Annotated in this window: 7 protein-coding genes and 5 pseudogenes (1 of these 12 only partly in view); 10 read left to right on the top strand and 2 right to left on the bottom strand. The window is 41.2% G+C overall.

Annotated features, from left to right (window positions below):
- The 5 genes and pseudogenes from C3Z13_RS10450 to C3Z13_RS10430 form a co-directional block, all read left to right on the top strand.
- Positions 1 to 268 (top strand): annotated as a pseudogene (locus tag C3Z13_RS10450) (TIGR01621 family pseudouridine synthase); it begins 432 nt to the left of the window's first position.
- A gap of 84 nt (positions 269 to 352) precedes the next feature.
- Complete coding sequence (gene pheS, locus C3Z13_RS10445) at positions 353 to 1,342, top strand: phenylalanine--tRNA ligase subunit alpha (protein ID WP_103852849.1); 990 nt, start codon at positions 353 to 355, stop codon at positions 1,340 to 1,342.
- A gap of 42 nt (positions 1,343 to 1,384) precedes the next feature.
- Entirely contained in the window at positions 1,385 to 3,772 is a 2,388-nt protein-coding gene (gene pheT / locus C3Z13_RS10440; protein WP_103855876.1) for a phenylalanine--tRNA ligase subunit beta, read from the top strand.
- A gap of 4 nt (positions 3,773 to 3,776) precedes the next feature.
- Positions 3,777 to 4,073: an integration host factor subunit alpha gene (locus tag C3Z13_RS10435; protein WP_103855875.1), complete on the top strand. Its 297-nt coding sequence runs from the start codon at positions 3,777 to 3,779 to the stop codon at positions 4,071 to 4,073.
- 69 nt (positions 4,074 to 4,142) lie between these two features.
- Positions 4,143 to 4,646 (top strand): C40 family peptidase, encoded by a 504-nt coding sequence (locus C3Z13_RS10430; RefSeq protein ID WP_103855874.1) that lies wholly within the window; start codon positions 4,143 to 4,145, stop codon positions 4,644 to 4,646.
- Between the two features lie 99 nt (positions 4,647 to 4,745).
- Here the strand turns inward: C3Z13_RS10430 and ttcA are convergent, their stop codons facing one another.
- Complete coding sequence (gene ttcA, locus C3Z13_RS10425) at positions 4,746 to 5,696, bottom strand: tRNA 2-thiocytidine(32) synthetase TtcA (RefSeq protein ID WP_103855873.1); 951 nt, start codon at positions 5,694 to 5,696, stop codon at positions 4,746 to 4,748.
- A 203-nt stretch (positions 5,697 to 5,899) separates the two neighbouring features.
- On the opposite strand from ttcA, the gene mukF reads away from it, so the two are divergent.
- The 5 genes and pseudogenes from mukF to sbcB all read left to right on the top strand — a co-directional run bounded on the left by mukF (position 5,900) and on the right by sbcB (position 14,895).
- The gene (mukF, locus tag C3Z13_RS10420; protein ID WP_103855872.1) at positions 5,900 to 7,225 is read left to right on the top strand and encodes a chromosome partition protein MukF; all 1,326 of its coding nucleotides are present in this window, start codon (positions 5,900 to 5,902) and stop codon (positions 7,223 to 7,225) included.
- Positions 7,226 to 7,243: 18 nt separating this feature from the next.
- Entirely contained in the window at positions 7,244 to 7,960 is a 717-nt protein-coding gene (gene mukE, locus C3Z13_RS10415; protein ID WP_103855871.1) for a chromosome partition protein MukE, read from the top strand.
- A gap of 86 nt (positions 7,961 to 8,046) precedes the next feature.
- Positions 8,047 to 12,506: pseudogene (gene mukB, locus C3Z13_RS10410) on the top strand (chromosome partition protein MukB).
- A gap of 96 nt (positions 12,507 to 12,602) precedes the next feature.
- Positions 12,603 to 13,476: pseudogene (locus C3Z13_RS10405) on the top strand (EamA/RhaT family transporter).
- Between the two features lie 4 nt (positions 13,477 to 13,480).
- Positions 13,481 to 14,895, top strand: a pseudogene (gene sbcB / locus C3Z13_RS10400) (exodeoxyribonuclease I).
- Between the two features lie 964 nt (positions 14,896 to 15,859).
- On the opposite strand, the pseudogene C3Z13_RS12485 reads toward sbcB, so the two are convergent.
- Positions 15,860 to 16,026, bottom strand: a pseudogene (locus C3Z13_RS12485) (ClpXP protease specificity-enhancing factor); the annotation flags it as partial.

Here is a 16,026-nt window from a genome sequence, read left to right as displayed (position 1 = left end):
TTTGTTTCCGCAAACAGGCAAGACGCACCAATTACGCGTGGCAATGAAAAGCCTAGGCAGCCCGATTTTAGGTGATGAACTTTATGGTGGAAATAAGCAAAAATCCGACCGCACTTATTTGCATTGTTATCAGCTGAAATTTACTTACAAAGACCAGTGGATCAATGTGAAAACTCTGCCAAAAACAGGCAAATTTTTCACCGCACTTTCCGTGCAAGAAAAAATTCAGCAATGGGAAAGGGAGAATAATTGTGAAAAGCCACAATAAAAACGTGATTTTTTAAGGCGTTAGTATTATTATTAAGGCATTTTTTCAATTCTTATCAGATTTATTTACTCATAGAGGATAGGTATGCAACACCTTAAAGACATTACAGAACAGGCAAAAGACGCGATTGAGAAATTGCACGATAAAAGCCTCGAAACCCTAGATGCGATTCGCGTAGAATATTTTGGTAAAAAAGGGCATTTTACCCAATTAATGCAAGGGTTGCGTGATATTGCCGCCGAAGAGCGTCCTGCAATGGGGGCGAAAATTAATGAGGCAAAACAGAAAGTTTTAGACTTATTAAACAGCAAAAAAGCGGAATGGGAGCAAGAAGCCTTAGATGCTCAGCTTGCCAAAGAAAGTATTGACGTGAGCTTGCCAGGGCGTAAAACGGAACTTGGTGGCTTGCACCCTGTTTCTGTAACTATTGGGCGTGTGGTGAGCTTTTTCTCTAATTTAGGTTTTACGGTGGAAGTGGGGCCTGAAATTGAAACGGATTATTACAATTTTGATGCGTTAAATATCCCCGCTCATCACCCAGCCCGTGCCGATCACGATACCTTCTGGTTTGATGCACAGCGTTTATTGCGTACCCAAACCTCTGGGGTGCAAATTCGTACAATGGAAAAAGCCAAACCACCTATCCGTATTATCGCCCCTGGGCGTGTTTATCGTAATGATTACGACCAAACCCACACCCCAATGTTCCACCAAATTGAATTGCTTTATGTGGATAAGCACGCCAATTTCACCGAATTAAAAGGCTTGTTACACGATTTCTTGCGTGCATTCTTTGAAGAAGATTTAAAAGTGCGTTTCCGCCCGTCTTATTTCCCATTCACTGAGCCTTCTGCTGAGGTTGATGTAATGGGGAAAAATGGCAAATGGCTTGAAGTGTTAGGTTGTGGAATGGTTCACCCAAATGTGTTACGCAATGTGGGGATTGATCCAGAAGAATATTCTGGCTTTGCGGTGGGTATGGGCGTAGAGCGTTTAACAATGTTACGTTACAATGTAACAGATTTGCGTTCATTCTTTGAAAACGATCTGCGTTTCTTAAAACAATTTAAATAATTAATCCGATTGACCGAATAAAATTTACGATAGAGAAAGAATATGAAATTTAGTGAATTATGGGTGCGTGAATGGGTAAATCCTGCCATTAGCACTGAACAATTATGTGATCAAATTACTATGCTCGGCTTGGAAGTTGATGGCGTTGAGCCAGTGGCTGGAGCATTTTCAGGCGTTGTGGTGGGGGAAGTGGTGGAATGTGCCCAACACCCCGACGCAGATAAATTACGCGTAACCAAAGTGAATGTTGGCGGTGATCGTTTGTTAGACATCGTTTGCGGTGCACCAAATTGCCGTCAAGGATTAAAAGTGGCTTGTGCGGTTGATGGTGCAGTGTTACCTGGTAACTTTAAAATTAAGAAAACCAAATTGCGTGGACAACCCTCTGAAGGAATGCTGTGTTCATTTAGCGAACTCGGTATTTCTGACGATCATAACGGCATTATTGAATTGCCTGCTGACGCACCAGTGGGAACAGATTTGCGTGAATATTTGCAATTAAATGACAACAGCATTGAAATCAGTTTAACGCCAAATCGTGCGGACTGTTTAAGCATTGCGGGGATTGCACGTGAAGTGGGCGTGGTAAATCAAGCGGCAGTGAATGCCCCTGTGATTGAAGCCGTGCCAGCGGCCATCGCGGACAAAGCACAAATTGAGGTATTAGCCCCTGAAGCTTGCCCTCGTTATTTATTGCGTGTGGTTAAAAATGTGAACGTAAAAGCGGAAACCCCGATTTGGCTAAAAGAAAAATTACGTCGTTGCGGTATTCGCTCTATCGATCCTGTGGTGGATATTACCAATTATATTTTGCTTGAACTCGGTCAGCCAATGCACGCTTTTGATGCCGCCAAAGTGGCGCAACCTGTGCAAGTGCGTATGGCGAAAGAGGGCGAAGAGCTGGTGTTATTAGACGGCACAACGGCTAAATTACAACCAAATACCCTTGTCATTGCGGATCAAAATGGGCCATTAGCAATGGCAGGTATTTTCGGCGGTGAAGCAAGTGGCGTAAATGCCGAAACCAAAGATGTCATTCTTGAAGCGGCATTTTTCGCCCCATTAGCTATTACTGGCCGAGCCAGACAATACGGCTTGCATACCGATGCTTCACACCGTTTTGAGAGAGGTGTGGATTTTAATCTTCAGCATAAAGCAATGGAACGCGCAACCGCGTTATTGTTAGAAATTTGCGGTGGGGAAGCCGGTGAAATTTGCGAAGTGGTCAGCGAAGCTGATTTACCAAAAGTGAAACAAGTGCAATTACGCCGTGAGAAATTGGATCATTTACTCGGCCATCATATCCCAACGGAAACCGTAACGGATATTTTGCAACGCTTAGGCTTAACCGTGAGTTATGACAACGGGCTTTGGACTGCGGTTTCGCCAAGCTGGCGTTTTGACATTGAAATTGAAGAAGATCTTATTGAAGAAGTGGCACGCATTTATGGCTATAACAATATTCCAAATAATGCCCCATTAGCCCATTTAAAAATGAAGCCAATCCCTGAAAGCTTGCTTGAAATGGTGCGTGTGCGTACCGCTTTTGTGGATAGTGATTATCAAGAAGTGGTGTCTTATAGCTTTGTTGATCCTGAAGTACAACAACTTTTACACCCAGAGCAAGAAGCGTTAATTTTACCAAATCCGATTTCGCGTGAAATGTCAGCAATGCGTGTTTCCTTGCTCCCAGGATTATTAACTACGATTGCTTATAACCAAAACCGTCAGCAAAGTCGCGTGCGTATCTTCGAAAGCGGACTACGCTTTATTCCTGATGCGGAAGCGGAAAGTGGCGTGCGTCAAGAATATGTTATCGGTGCAGCGATTGTGGGGGATAAACGCCCTGTTCATTGGGAACAAAAAGGCGAAAATGTCGATTTCTTTGATCTAAAAGGGGATTTAGAACGCATTTTATCCTTAACAAAGTCTGGAAATCGTTTGCGTTTTGTAGCAAAATCATATCCAGCGTTACATCCAAGGCAATCTGCAGCCATTATCCTTGATGATAAAGAAATCGGCTATATCGGTACGGTTCACCCGAAAGTGGTGCAACAATTAGGGTTATCGGGTAAACCGATTGTCTTTGAAATTGAATGGGCGCCAATTGCAGAACGCACTGTGCCTAATGCCAAAGAGATTTCTCGTTTCCCAGCGAACAAACGGGATCTTGCTATCGTCGTGGATAGTGCAACACCAGCGGGTGATGTGTTAGAGGTTTGTCGTCAAGCAGGTGGAAAACAGCTTGTAAACGTAAGTTTATTTGATGTTTACCAAGGGGCGAATTTACCAGAAGGTAAGAAAAGTTTAGCCATTAGCTTAACCATTCAAGACACTGATAAAACCCTTGAAGAGAAAGAGATTAATGCGGTAATTTCAGCGGTATTAGACGCATTAAAACAACGATTTGATGCTTATTTAAGAGATTAATATTATGACATTGACCAAAGTTGAATTAGCCGACAGCTTAATTGAAAAGCATAATCTAAATAAACGTGATGCCAAATTATTGGTGGAAAGTTTTTTTGAGGAAATTCGTGTGGCATTGGAAAGTGGGCAAGATGTGAAATTATCTGGATTTGGTAATTTTGAATTACGCGATAAAGCCTCACGCCCAGGACGTAACCCTAAAACTGGGGAAAGCGTACCTGTTTCCGCGCGCCGAGTGGTGGTATTCAAGCCCGGTCAAAAATTACGCTCTCGTGTAGAAAAATCTAAGCCAAAGGCTTAAAGTTTATGTGATGAGAAAGCTATCCTGTTTTAGGATAGCTTTCCTTTTATTTATTTTTGTAGGTAAAAAATGCGTTTAGCTAAATTTATTTTGGTTTCCCTTGGTCTTACTGTATTAGCGGCTTGCTCAGGCTCTCCCCATTCAGTAAAAAATTCAGGTTCAGATCAAAAAATTTCTTATCAAGGACAACTTGGTGATCAGATTATGACGATCACCTTATTGAGTAAACATCAACGAGAATGGGCTGGCACGCCTTATCGTTTAGGCGGGCAAAGTCGCCGTGGTATTGATTGCTCTGGGTTTGTCCAAAAAACGTTTCTTGATCGTTTTAATATTCAACTTCCACGCACCACAAAAGATCAAGCCAAATATGGCACGAAAGTAGCCAAAGAAGACATTCAAACGGGTGATTTAGTTTTCTTTAAAACAGGGCGCGGGCCAAATGGCTACCACGTTGGTATTTATGTGAAAGACGGCCAATTCCTACATGCTTCAACTAAAGGCGGCGTGATTTATTCTTCACTCAACAGCCCTTACTGGACACGCACTTATTGGCAAGCGCGTAGAATGTAAAACCGAGTTATAGAAAATACAGAAATAAAAAGTGCGGTGGAAAATTTTTGATTTTTTCACCGCACTTTATTTTTTGCTCTTCTTTTATTCAGCCTTTGTTTAACTCACTTCCTTAAACGCAATCATTTCATTTTGGCTGAAATCTGTTTGCTCATCTTCATCTTGGAATAATGGGGTAGTAGGCAGATCTTGTTTATCAAAAGCAATATCTCCTTCCACACCATCTAAGTTTTGTCCGCGTTGAATATCTTTGAAATTAAACAAATTTTTATCGCATAGGTGCGAAGGTACAATATTCTGCATTGCGCTGAACATTGTTTCGATGCGCCCCGGATATTGGCGATCCCAAGTTTGCAACATTTCTTTTACCACTTGGCGTTGCAAGTTAGGTTGCGAACCGCATAGATTACAAGGAATGATCGGGAATTGTTTGGCGATGGAATATTTTTCAATGTCCTTTTCTTTACAATAAGCCAGTGGACGAATCACTATTTGCTTGCCGTCATCACTGATCAGTTTTGGTGGCATTGATTTCAGCTTGCCGCCGTAGAACATATTGAGAAATAAGGTTTCCAACATATCATCACGATGATGCCCAAGGGCGATTTTGGTTGCGCCAAGTTCTGTGGCTGTGCGGTATAAAATCCCACGTCTTAAACGAGAACAAAGGGAACAGGTGGTTTTGCCCTCAGGAATTTTTTCTTTCACAATGCCGTAGGTATTTTCTTCCACGATTTTGTAATCCACGCCAATGCTTTCTAAATATTCAGGCAAGACGTGTTCAGGAAACCCCGGTTGTTTTTGATCTAAATTTACCGCCACAATGTCAAAATGAATTGGTGCGTTAAGGCGTAAATTAAGCAAAATATCCAGCAACGTGTAGCTGTCTTTACCACCAGATAAACACACCATCACCTTATCGCCATCTTCAATCATATTAAAATCAGCAATGGCCGCGCCCACATTACGGCGTAGGCGTTTTTGTAACTTATTGAAATTATAGATTTGTTTCTTCGTTTTTTCGTTTTGAGAAGTTAAATTTTCGCTCATTGGGTTTATTATTCGGTTATATCAATTTAAAAAACTTGCGTATAGTAAGGGGTAATGGGATTTTTTCCAATAGGAATGTGCAGGATTAGGGGTCTTTTTTTAGGTAGCAATAAGTAGAAAAAACGATCTACAAGATCCGTAAAAATTCCTGTATAATCAACTACAATTTTTGTCTAATTTTTATTTGCTTGTGAGAATACACAATGCTTGAAACATCACAAACAATCCCTGAATTGGTTTCTTGGGCGAGAGAGCGAGAGTTTTCGCTGAATTTGCCTACCGATCGTTTGGCGTTTTTATTGGCGATTGCCATTTATAACAATGAGCGCTTAGACGGTGAAATGCTGGAAACGGATTTAGTGGATATTTTTCGTCATATCGCCTCAGCCTTTGAGCAATCTCCCGATAATATTGCCACCCGCGCCAATAATGCGATTAATGAATTAGTGAAACAGCGCTTTCTCAATCGTTTTAGTAGTGAATTTACCGAAGGCTTGGCGATTTATCGTTTAACGCCGTTGGGCGTTGGGGTGTCGGATTATTATATTCGCCAACGTGAATTTTCTGCCTTACGCCTTTCTGTTCAGCTTTCAATTGTGGCAGATGAAATTCAACGCGCTTCTGAAGCAGCGGAAGAAGGGGGCGATGAGCATCATTGGCGGCGTAATGTGTTTGCGCCATTAAAATATTCTGTGGCGGAGATTTTTGATAGCATTGATTTTTCTCAACGTGTGATGGACGAAAATCAGCAAAGCATTAAAGATGAAATCGCAGAGCTATTAACCAAAGATTGGCAAGCCGCTATTTCAAGCTGTGAACGCTTGTTAGATGAAACATCAAGCAATTTGCGTGAATTGCAAGATACGCTCAATTCTGCCGGAGATAAACTGCAAGCACAATTATTACGCATTCAAGATTGTGTGATCGGTCAGGAAAATCTTTATTTTATCGATCAGCTTATCATTGATTTGCAAGCAAAATTAGACCGCATTATCAGCTGGGGGCAACAGTCTATTGACTTATGGATTGGCTATGACCGCCACGTGCATAAATTTATCCGTACCGCCATTGATATGGACAAAAATCGCGTCTTTTCTCAGCGTTTACGTCAGTCTATTCAACAATATTTTGAAAATCCTTGGTATTTATGGACAGCGCAGGCTGAGCGTTTAGTGGATTTGCGTGATGAAGAACTGGTGCTGCGTGAAGAAGATGCGCTCGGGGAACTGCCAGAAGAATTACAATACGAAAGTTTGGCTGATTTACACGATCAAATTGTAGAACATATGCAAAGCCTCTTAATTGCCTACCGTGAACATAACCGTCCGATTGATTTGAGTTTAGTGCTAAAAGAACAGTTGGAAAATTACCCAGTTTCACGCCATTTTGATGTGGCACGAATTATTGTCGATCAGGCAATGCGCTTAGGTATGGCAAGTGGTGATTTAACTGGCGCTTATCCGCAATGGCAAAAAATTAACGAGCAGGGCGCTGAAGTACAAGCCAATCTCATTGATGAATATAACTAATTTTTAGAGAACCAAATAATGACAGAACAGCTACAAGAGATACTTTCAATAAAACAAGCCCAAGCTATTGCTAACCCTCTTTTCCCTGTGGTGGATAGTCAGTTACGTGCAGGGCGACACATTAGTATAGAGCAATTGGATAATCACGCGTTTTTGATGGATTTTCAACCCGAACTAGATCAATTTTACCGCCGTTATAATGTGGAACTAATCCGAGCGCCAGAAGGCTTTTTCTATTTGCGCCCTAAAGCCACTACGCTGATTGCACGTTCGGTGCTTTCTGAATTAGAAATGTTGGTTGGTAAAGTGCTGTGTTATTTGTATTTAAGCCCAGAGCGCCTTGCTCAACAAGGCATTTTTAGCACGCAAGAAGTGTATGATGAATTGCTCAATTTAGCCGATGAAAGCAAGCTGTTAAAAGTGGTGAATCAGCGTTCTTCAGGTTCAGATTTAGATAAACAAAAACTGGCAGAAAAAGTCCGCGCCGCATTAAATCGCTTACGCCGTTTAGGAATGATTTCAACCGTCGGTGATCAGCATAGTGGAAAATTTGTGATTTCAGAAGCAGTATTCCGTTTTGGTGCAGAAGTGCGCGCTGGTGATGATCCAATGGAAGCGCAATTACGCTTAATCCGCGATGGGGAAGCCGCAACACCACAATCCTTACAAGATGAGAAAAGTGCGGTGCAAAATGGTGAAGAAATTGAAGAATTTGATGAAGAAGGGGAAGAATAATGACCAAAGAATTTGAATTAGAAAGCGATAATTTAACCCTTGAAAGCGAAGAAATGGAAAATCATCAAACGGAAGAATTAGATATTATGGAAACCGTATCGGTGCAATCGCAAGATACGGCCGCACCTGTTGGGCAAAATGTAGAACGTGGGAAATTTCGTTCACTCACACTGATTAACTGGAACGGTTTTTTTGCCCGCACTTTTGATTTAGATGAATTAGTTACCACCTTATCAGGGGGAAATGGGGCAGGGAAATCCACCACAATGGCCGGCTTTGTTACCGCACTGATTCCTGATTTAACTCTATTGCATTTCCGTAACACCACAGAAGCAGGGGCAACCACAGGTTCACGGGATAAAGGTTTGCACGGTAAACTCAAACCAGGGGTTTGTTATGCCGTGTTAGATGCAGTGAATTCTCGTCATCAACGTGTTTTAGTGGGCGCACGTCTGCAACAAGTGGCTGGGCGCGATAAAAAAGTGGATATTAAAACCTTTTCTATTCAAGGTCTCCCTTTATCTTTAGCGCCAATTAGTGTCCTAACTGAAGTGGTAAGTGAGCGTCAAGCCCGTGTGCTGACCTTAAACGAATTAAAAGAAAAATCGAAACACTTGGCGCGCAATTTAAGCAATATCACTCAATCACCGATTATCACGGAATGATGTTTGATTTAGGCATTATTTCTAAGCGTCTGCGTTCGTCTTCTGATCGCAGCAAGTTTTATAAATTAATCGAAGCCTCACTTTACGGTGGGATTTCCAGCGCTATTACCCGATCTTTGCGTGATTATTTATTGCCAGAAAACTTAGGGGTGCGTAAGGCTTTCCAAGATATGGAAAGTGCCTTGCGCGAAAACCGAATGACCCTTGAAGCGATTAAAGTAACGCAATCAGATCGTGATTTATTCAAGCATTTAATTACTGAAACCACCAATTATGTAGCGTCAGATTATATGCGTAATGCCAACGAACGCCGCGGCAATGTGGAAAATGCGTTAGCGCACCGTAAAGAATGGTATTTAGCTAAATCGGAGCGCGATTTATCGCAACATCGCTTGGTGGATTTTAGCCGTGAATTGGCGGAACTCAACGAAAGTGAACAAACCCTTGAAGTGGATCATCAAAGTGCCGTTGATCATCTGAATTTAGTGTTGAATGCCTTACGTCATCAAGAAAAAATCTCACGTTATCAAGATGATGTAGAAAGTCTACGGGAAAAGTTAGAAGAACAAAAATTTGCCGTAGAAGAAGCCTCTGAACAGCACGAAGAAAGCCAAGCGCAGTTAGAACAGTATGAGCAAGAAGTGGATCAACTGCGTGGTCAATTAGCGGATTATCAACAAGCCCTTGATGCGCAACAAACTCGTGCGTTGCAATATCAACAAGCTATTCAAGCGCTGGAAAAAGCCAAAACCCTTTGTGGTTTAGCGGATCTTTCCACTAAAAACGTGGAAGATTACCACGCCGAATTTGCTGCGCAAGCCGAAGATCTCACCAATAAAGTGCTGGATTTAGAGCAAAAAATGTCGATTTCCGAAATGGCGAAATCGCAGTTTGATAAAGCCTATCAACTCGTTTGCCAAATTGCAGGGGAAATGCCGCGTTCGGCCGCGTGGGAAAGTGCAAAAGCCTTGTTGCGAGAATATCCAAGCCAAAAAGTGCAAGCGCAACAAACGCCACAACTTCGCGCTAAATTACACGAATTGGAACAGCGTTATCAGCAACAACAAAGTGCGGTGCGTTTTATTGAAAGAATTTAATCAGCGTGCAGAATTAGAACTCGAAACCGCCGATGAAATTGAAGAATATTATGCCGAGCAAGAAAGCCTTGTTGATGAGCTAAATGAAGAATTGGCGGAGCAGGTGGAACAGCGCTCAACCTTGCGTCAAAAACGTGAACAGTTGAACGCGCGTTACAATGAAAATGCCAATAAAGCGCCAGCCTGGCTCACTGCCCAATCTGCACTTGAGCGCTTGCAAGAACAAAGCCATAGCCAGTTTAGCGACAGCCAAGATGTGATGAATTTTATGCAATCACTGTTGGTGAAAGAACGTGAATTAACCATTAAACGCGATCAGTTAGAGCAAAAACGTCAGCAACTTGATGAGCAAATTTCCCGTTTAAGTCAGCCAGATGGTTCTGAAGATCCGCGTCTAAATGTGTTAGCAGAACGCTTTGGGGGCGTGTTACTTTCTGAGCTTTATGATGATGTGCCGATTGAAGATGCCCCTTATTTCTCTGCGCTATATGGCCCAGCTCGCCACGCAATTGTGGTGCGCGATTTAGAGGCGGTGAAAGCACAATTAGCTCAGCTTGAAGATTGCCCTGATGATTTATACCTTATTGAAGGGGATCCAAGTTCTTTTGATGACAGCGTATTGTCAGCTCAAGAGCTTGAGCTAGGGGTTGTGGTTCAGGTGTCGAACCGTGAATTACGTTATTCAAAATTCCCTGAAACTCCATTATTTGGCCGTGCCGCGCGGGAAAAACATTTAGAAGCCTTGCAAATTGAACGTGATGAGGTGTCGGAACAATATGCAGAATGCGCCTTTGATGTGCAAAAATGCCAACGTTTACACGAACATTTCAGCCAATTTGTTGGTTTACACTTGGCCCTTGCATTCCAGCCAAATCCTGAAGAGTTAATGGCAGAAATTCGCCGTGAACAAGGAGAAATTGAGCGTGAATTAGGACAGTTTAGCACCACAGAACAACAAATTCGTCTTAAATTAGACAGTGCTAAGGAAAATTACAGTTATTAAATAAACTGATTCCGCAGCTTTCTGTAGTTGATGATGAAAGTTTATTGGATCGCATTGAAGAATGTCGCGAACAGCTTGATTTAGCCGAGCAAGATGAGCATTTTATCCGTCAATATGGCGTGACATTGTCACAGCTTGAACCGATTGCCAACACTCTACAAAGCGATCCTGAAAATTACGAACGCTTAAAAGCGGAATACGAACAAGCGGTTAATCAGCAAAAACAAGTACAGTTGCGTGTGTTTGCCTTGGCGGACGTAGCGCAGCGTAAAGCGCATTTTGATTACAAAGAAAGCGTGCAATCGGAAACCTCCGAATTAAATGAGCAACTGCGTAACCGTTTAGAGCAAGTGCAACAACAGCGCGAACAGCAACGCGAGCAAGTGCGTCAAAAACAAGTGCGTTTTGCCCAATATAATCAAGTTTATATTGAACTGCGCAGTTCTTATGAAGAAAAAAATAAAGTGCTCAACGAGCTACTTGAAGAAATCAGCCAGCTTGGTGTACGCGCAGATGACGGGGCAGAGCAACGCGCCCAAGCTCGCCGTGATGAGCTTTCGCAACAGCTTTCAACCGTGCGTAACCGCCGCCGCTATTTAGAAAAACAATTAACGCTCATCGAAAGTGAAAGTGAAAATCTGAACCGCCGTATTCGCAAAGCGGAGCGTGATTACAAAACCCAGCGTGAATTGGTGGTCGCGATGAAAGCCAGCTGGTGTGTGGTGTTGCGTTTATCACGCAATAGTGATGTGGAAAAACGCTTAAATCGTCGTGAACTGGCTTATCTTTCTGCCGATGAATTGCGTTCAATGTCAGATAAAGCCCTTGGTGCGTTGCGAACCGCGGTGGCGGATAATGAATATCTGCGTGATGCCTTGCGTTCATCGGAAGATAATCGCAAGCCTGAAAATAAAGTGCGGTTCTTTATTGCGGTTTATCAGCATTTGCGTGAGCGTATCCGTCAAGACATTATCAAAACGGACGATCCAATTGATGCGATTGAACAAATGGAAATCGAATTATCTCGCCTTACCGCAGAATTAACCAATCGTGAGAAAAAATTGGCGATTAGTTCTGAAAGTGTGGCGAACATTATGCGTAAAACTATTCAGCGTGAGCAAAATCGTATTCGTATGCTTAACCAAGGACTACAAAATATTGCCTTTGGTCAGGTGAAATCGGTGCGCTTAGTGGTGAATATTCGTGATACTCACGCAATGTTGCTGGACGCACTTTCCGATCGCCAAGAGGATTATCAAGATTTATTCTCTGATAACCGCATTACCTTCTCCGAAGCCATTGCGAAATTGTATCAGCGCTTAAATCCGCATATTGATATGGGGCAGCGTACGGCACAAACCATTGGCGAAGAATTGTTGGATTACCGCAATTACCTTGATTTGGAAGTGGAAGTCTATCGTGGCGCAGACGGCTGGTTGCGTGCGGAAAGTGGCGCATTATCAACAGGTGAAGCCATTGGTACTGGTATGTCAATCTTGTTAATGGTGGTACAAAGCTGGGAAGAAGAAAGCCGCCGTATTCGTGGTAAAGACATTGTGCCTTGTCGCTTATTATTCCTTGATGAAGCGGCACGTCTAGATGGAAAATCTATTTCCACCTTATTTGAGCTTTGCTCTCGCTTGGATATGCAATTACTCATTGCAGCCCCTGAAAATATCAGCCCAGAGAAAGGGACAACCTATAAACTGGTGCGTAAGATTTTTGGTAACCAAGAAATGGTTCAAGTTTCTGCTTTGCGTGGATTTGGCGCAACAGAATAAGCAATGTAAAAGTGCGGTGTAAAAATCCAGATTTTTTGACCGCACTTTTGTTTCTTTGCTGTCGATGATTAACGTAGATTTTTCCAAGGAAATAAAATGCATTATTTATTTCTCGCCATTGCTTGCAGTGTTGCTGTTTCTGTATTACTAAAAGTCGCACGCAAATTCAACGTGGTGATCGAGCAAGCAATCGCCTTCAATTATCTTATCGCACTTTTACTCAGCTATTTTTTATTACAGCCGAACTTTCAAGGGCAAGGCTTTACCGATTTTATCGTACAAAATGAAAATAGCGCGATTTTCCTGAGTTTAGGCTTATTGCTGCCTAGCGTGTTTATCATTATGTCAAAAGCCGTTGAATTTGCAGGCATTGTGCGTTCTGATGCAGCGCAGCGTTTATCTTTATTTTTGCCTATTTTGGCGGCGTTTGTATTATTTGGCGAACAGCTCAGTCAATCGCGTATTATCAGCTTAATCTTGGCGTTTTCAGCGTTATTTTGTTTAATCAATAAACCGCGTCGAGCAAGGGCTTTCGGTTAAAGGAGGATTGAGTTTGCTCGCTGTGTGGTTTGGTTATGGCGTGATTGATATTTTATTCAAGCAGACCGCCAAAATGGGCAGCGCCTTTCCAACTACCTTGTTTATTGCCTTTGCCTTAGCAATGTGCGTGATGTTTATGTATTTATTGATTAAACGAACCCAGTGGAATGGGGCGAGTCTGTTAGCTGGCATTGTACTCGGCGGGCTAAATTTTATGAATATTCTATTTTATATTCGCGCTCATCAAAGTTTCAGCCAAAATCCAACCCTTGTTTTTGCTGGAATGAATATTGGCGTAATTTGTCTTGGCACGCTTGTTGGTGCAATAGTATTCAAAGAAAAAATAAGCAAAATCAATGGGGTAGGCGTGATGCTTGGTATTTCTGCTATTCTTAGCCTATTTTATTTAGAACCTTTTTTGACAAGGTAAGATAATGCAAGATAATTTCAGTTTTTTTGTTTACGATTACGAAAGTTTTGGGGTAAATCCAGCCACCGATCGCCCTGCACAATTCGCCGGGATTCGCACGGATAAGGATTTTAATATTATTGGCGAGCCTGTGATGTTCTATTGCAAGCAAACCAATGATTACTTGCCCTCGCCAACCGCGGTAATGGTAACGGGCATTACACCACAGCAATGCAATGAGCAAGGCTTGCCTGAACCTGAATTTGCTGCGCGAATTTTGCAAGAGTTCTCTCAACCAAACACTTGTGTAATGGGCTTTAATAATATTCGTTATGATGATGAAATGACCCGTTATACCTTTTATCGGAATTTTATCGATCCTTACGAATATAGCTGGAAAAATGGCAATTCTCGCTGGGATTTACTGGATTTAGTGCGTGCCTGCTATGCCTTGCGGCCTGATGGCATAAACTGGGTTTATGATGATGACGGAATGCCATCTTTCCGCTTAGAAAATTTAACCAAAGCCAATGGAATAGAGCATAGCAATGCCCACGATGCAATGGCTGATGTGTATGCAACCATTGAAATGGCGAAATTAATCAAGGAAAAACAGCCAAGATTATTCCAGTTTTTCTTTGAGCATCGCGATAAAAAATCCCTTGAAGCAATGATTAACACTGCAGAAATGACGCCATTGGTGCACGTTTCAGGAATGTTGGGGAATTATCGCGGTAACACCACTTGGATTGCCCCTTTAGCCTGGCACCCAACCATAAAAATGCCGTCATCGTATGTGATTTAGATAGCAATATTGATGATCTACTCAATAAAAGTGCGGAAGAATTACGCCAAAATTTATATACCAAAAAGCGGAATTGGAAGAACAAGGTATTTTACCTGTACCATTAAAATTAGTGCATATCAACAAATGTCCAATTTTAGCTCCAGCCAAAACCTTACTACCAGAAAATGCACAACGCTTAGGCATTGACCGCCAGCGTTGCTTAGCAAACCTTGCTAAATTGCGTGCAGATCTCAACATTCGTGAAAAAGTATTACAGATTTTCACTGATGAACACGTCTTTGAGCCAAGCGATAATGTAGAAACTGAATTGTATAGTGGATTTTTCAGTCCAAATGACAAGAATAATATGGCCATTTTACGCGATTTATCCCCTGAAAAGTTGGCCGAGCATAATTTAACCTTCCAAGATAAACGTGTTGATGCGTTGTTATTCCATTATCGCGCGCGCCATTTCTACAAGACTTTAAGCCGAGCAGAGCAATTACGCTGGGATAAATACCGCCGTAGAAAGCTGGAACAAAGTGCGGTGCAAGCAAGAATTACAAGCCTTGGCGGAAGAATATCAAAATAATCCTGAAAAATTAGCCTTATTGCAGCAGGTTTATGAATATGGGGTAAAATTATTGGGTTAGATTTGTGATACTGTAACAATCTGATTGAATTTTGCTAAATTGCGTAGAATAAAAAATCGAGTAATCTAACTGCTCGATTTTTTTATTTTTCGCGTAGCGCAATCATTTAGAATTAATAAAGTAAGGCTAAAAAGCGGAAAATCATTAAATAGATTAACTAATCTTATTCCAGTTATTGTTCTTAAGATCTCAAAAATAGCAGGTAAGTAAAATCATCGTAAAGATTATAGATTTTGTTACATTGATTTTTAATTCAATTAAGCAAGGCTAGATTTTTTATCTAGCGTTTATTTTGACTGCCATATTTATCTACATCATTCTTTAATTTTCCTTTACATTTCATCATTGACAGTGTGTAACTCATAAAACCTAAGCGTTACAGCGTGGTCAAAAACCTTAATTTTACCTTGTTTAACTAGTGAAAGTAATCTGTGTATAAGTCTGTGATTTTGTTGATCCGTAGTTTTTGCTAACCTGATAACTGATTTCGCATAATGTATATTATGTTAAATAATATACATATAAAAGTAACTTTTGTACCGCTCTTTTTGTCATATCCTACAGCATATCTTTATGGCGTTTTTAATGTTTCGACTTGGAATCTTTTCTTCGGTTATTCTTTATATGAAATATCTTTTCAGTGGATTTATGATGATGAGATCATTTAGATTTGATTTTCGCAATGAATATAAAATGAATATTAGTGAGATTTAAGAAATCTTTAAGATTTGAGTCTTAAAAAATATAGGAAAAGCCTATCTGACAATTTGTTACAACGTTACAAAAATAAATCGCAAAAAATTGGTAAAAAATGAGAAAAATAAGGATTTTGTTTAAATAAAGGAATATAAAAAACGCCTGCACTATTTGTTTAGCACAGGCGCTTTAAAAAGGAATTAAAATGCAGCAAAGAATTAATCAACAAAACGTAATTTTGGAGAAGAATTTCTTACTCGATGGTTTTTTACGGTTGTTTTGTTTCAGGTTTATCTACAGCTTCAACAAAGCTTAACGGCTGTTCATCTTTAATTTCATCTTGTTGAATAGCGAGATCATCTTCAAACTCTTCTGGTTCAAACATAATGCCATCACCGCTTTCTCTTGCATAAAGCGCAATTAACGCCCCACTAG

Origin of the sequence: Avibacterium endocarditidis, from assembly GCF_002921145.1 — a bacterium.
GTDB classification, from domain to species: domain Bacteria; phylum Pseudomonadota; class Gammaproteobacteria; order Enterobacterales; family Pasteurellaceae; genus Avibacterium; species Avibacterium endocarditidis.
The sequence above is the reverse complement of the archived record's forward strand: the minus strand, read 5'-3'. Positions and strand labels throughout refer to the sequence as shown.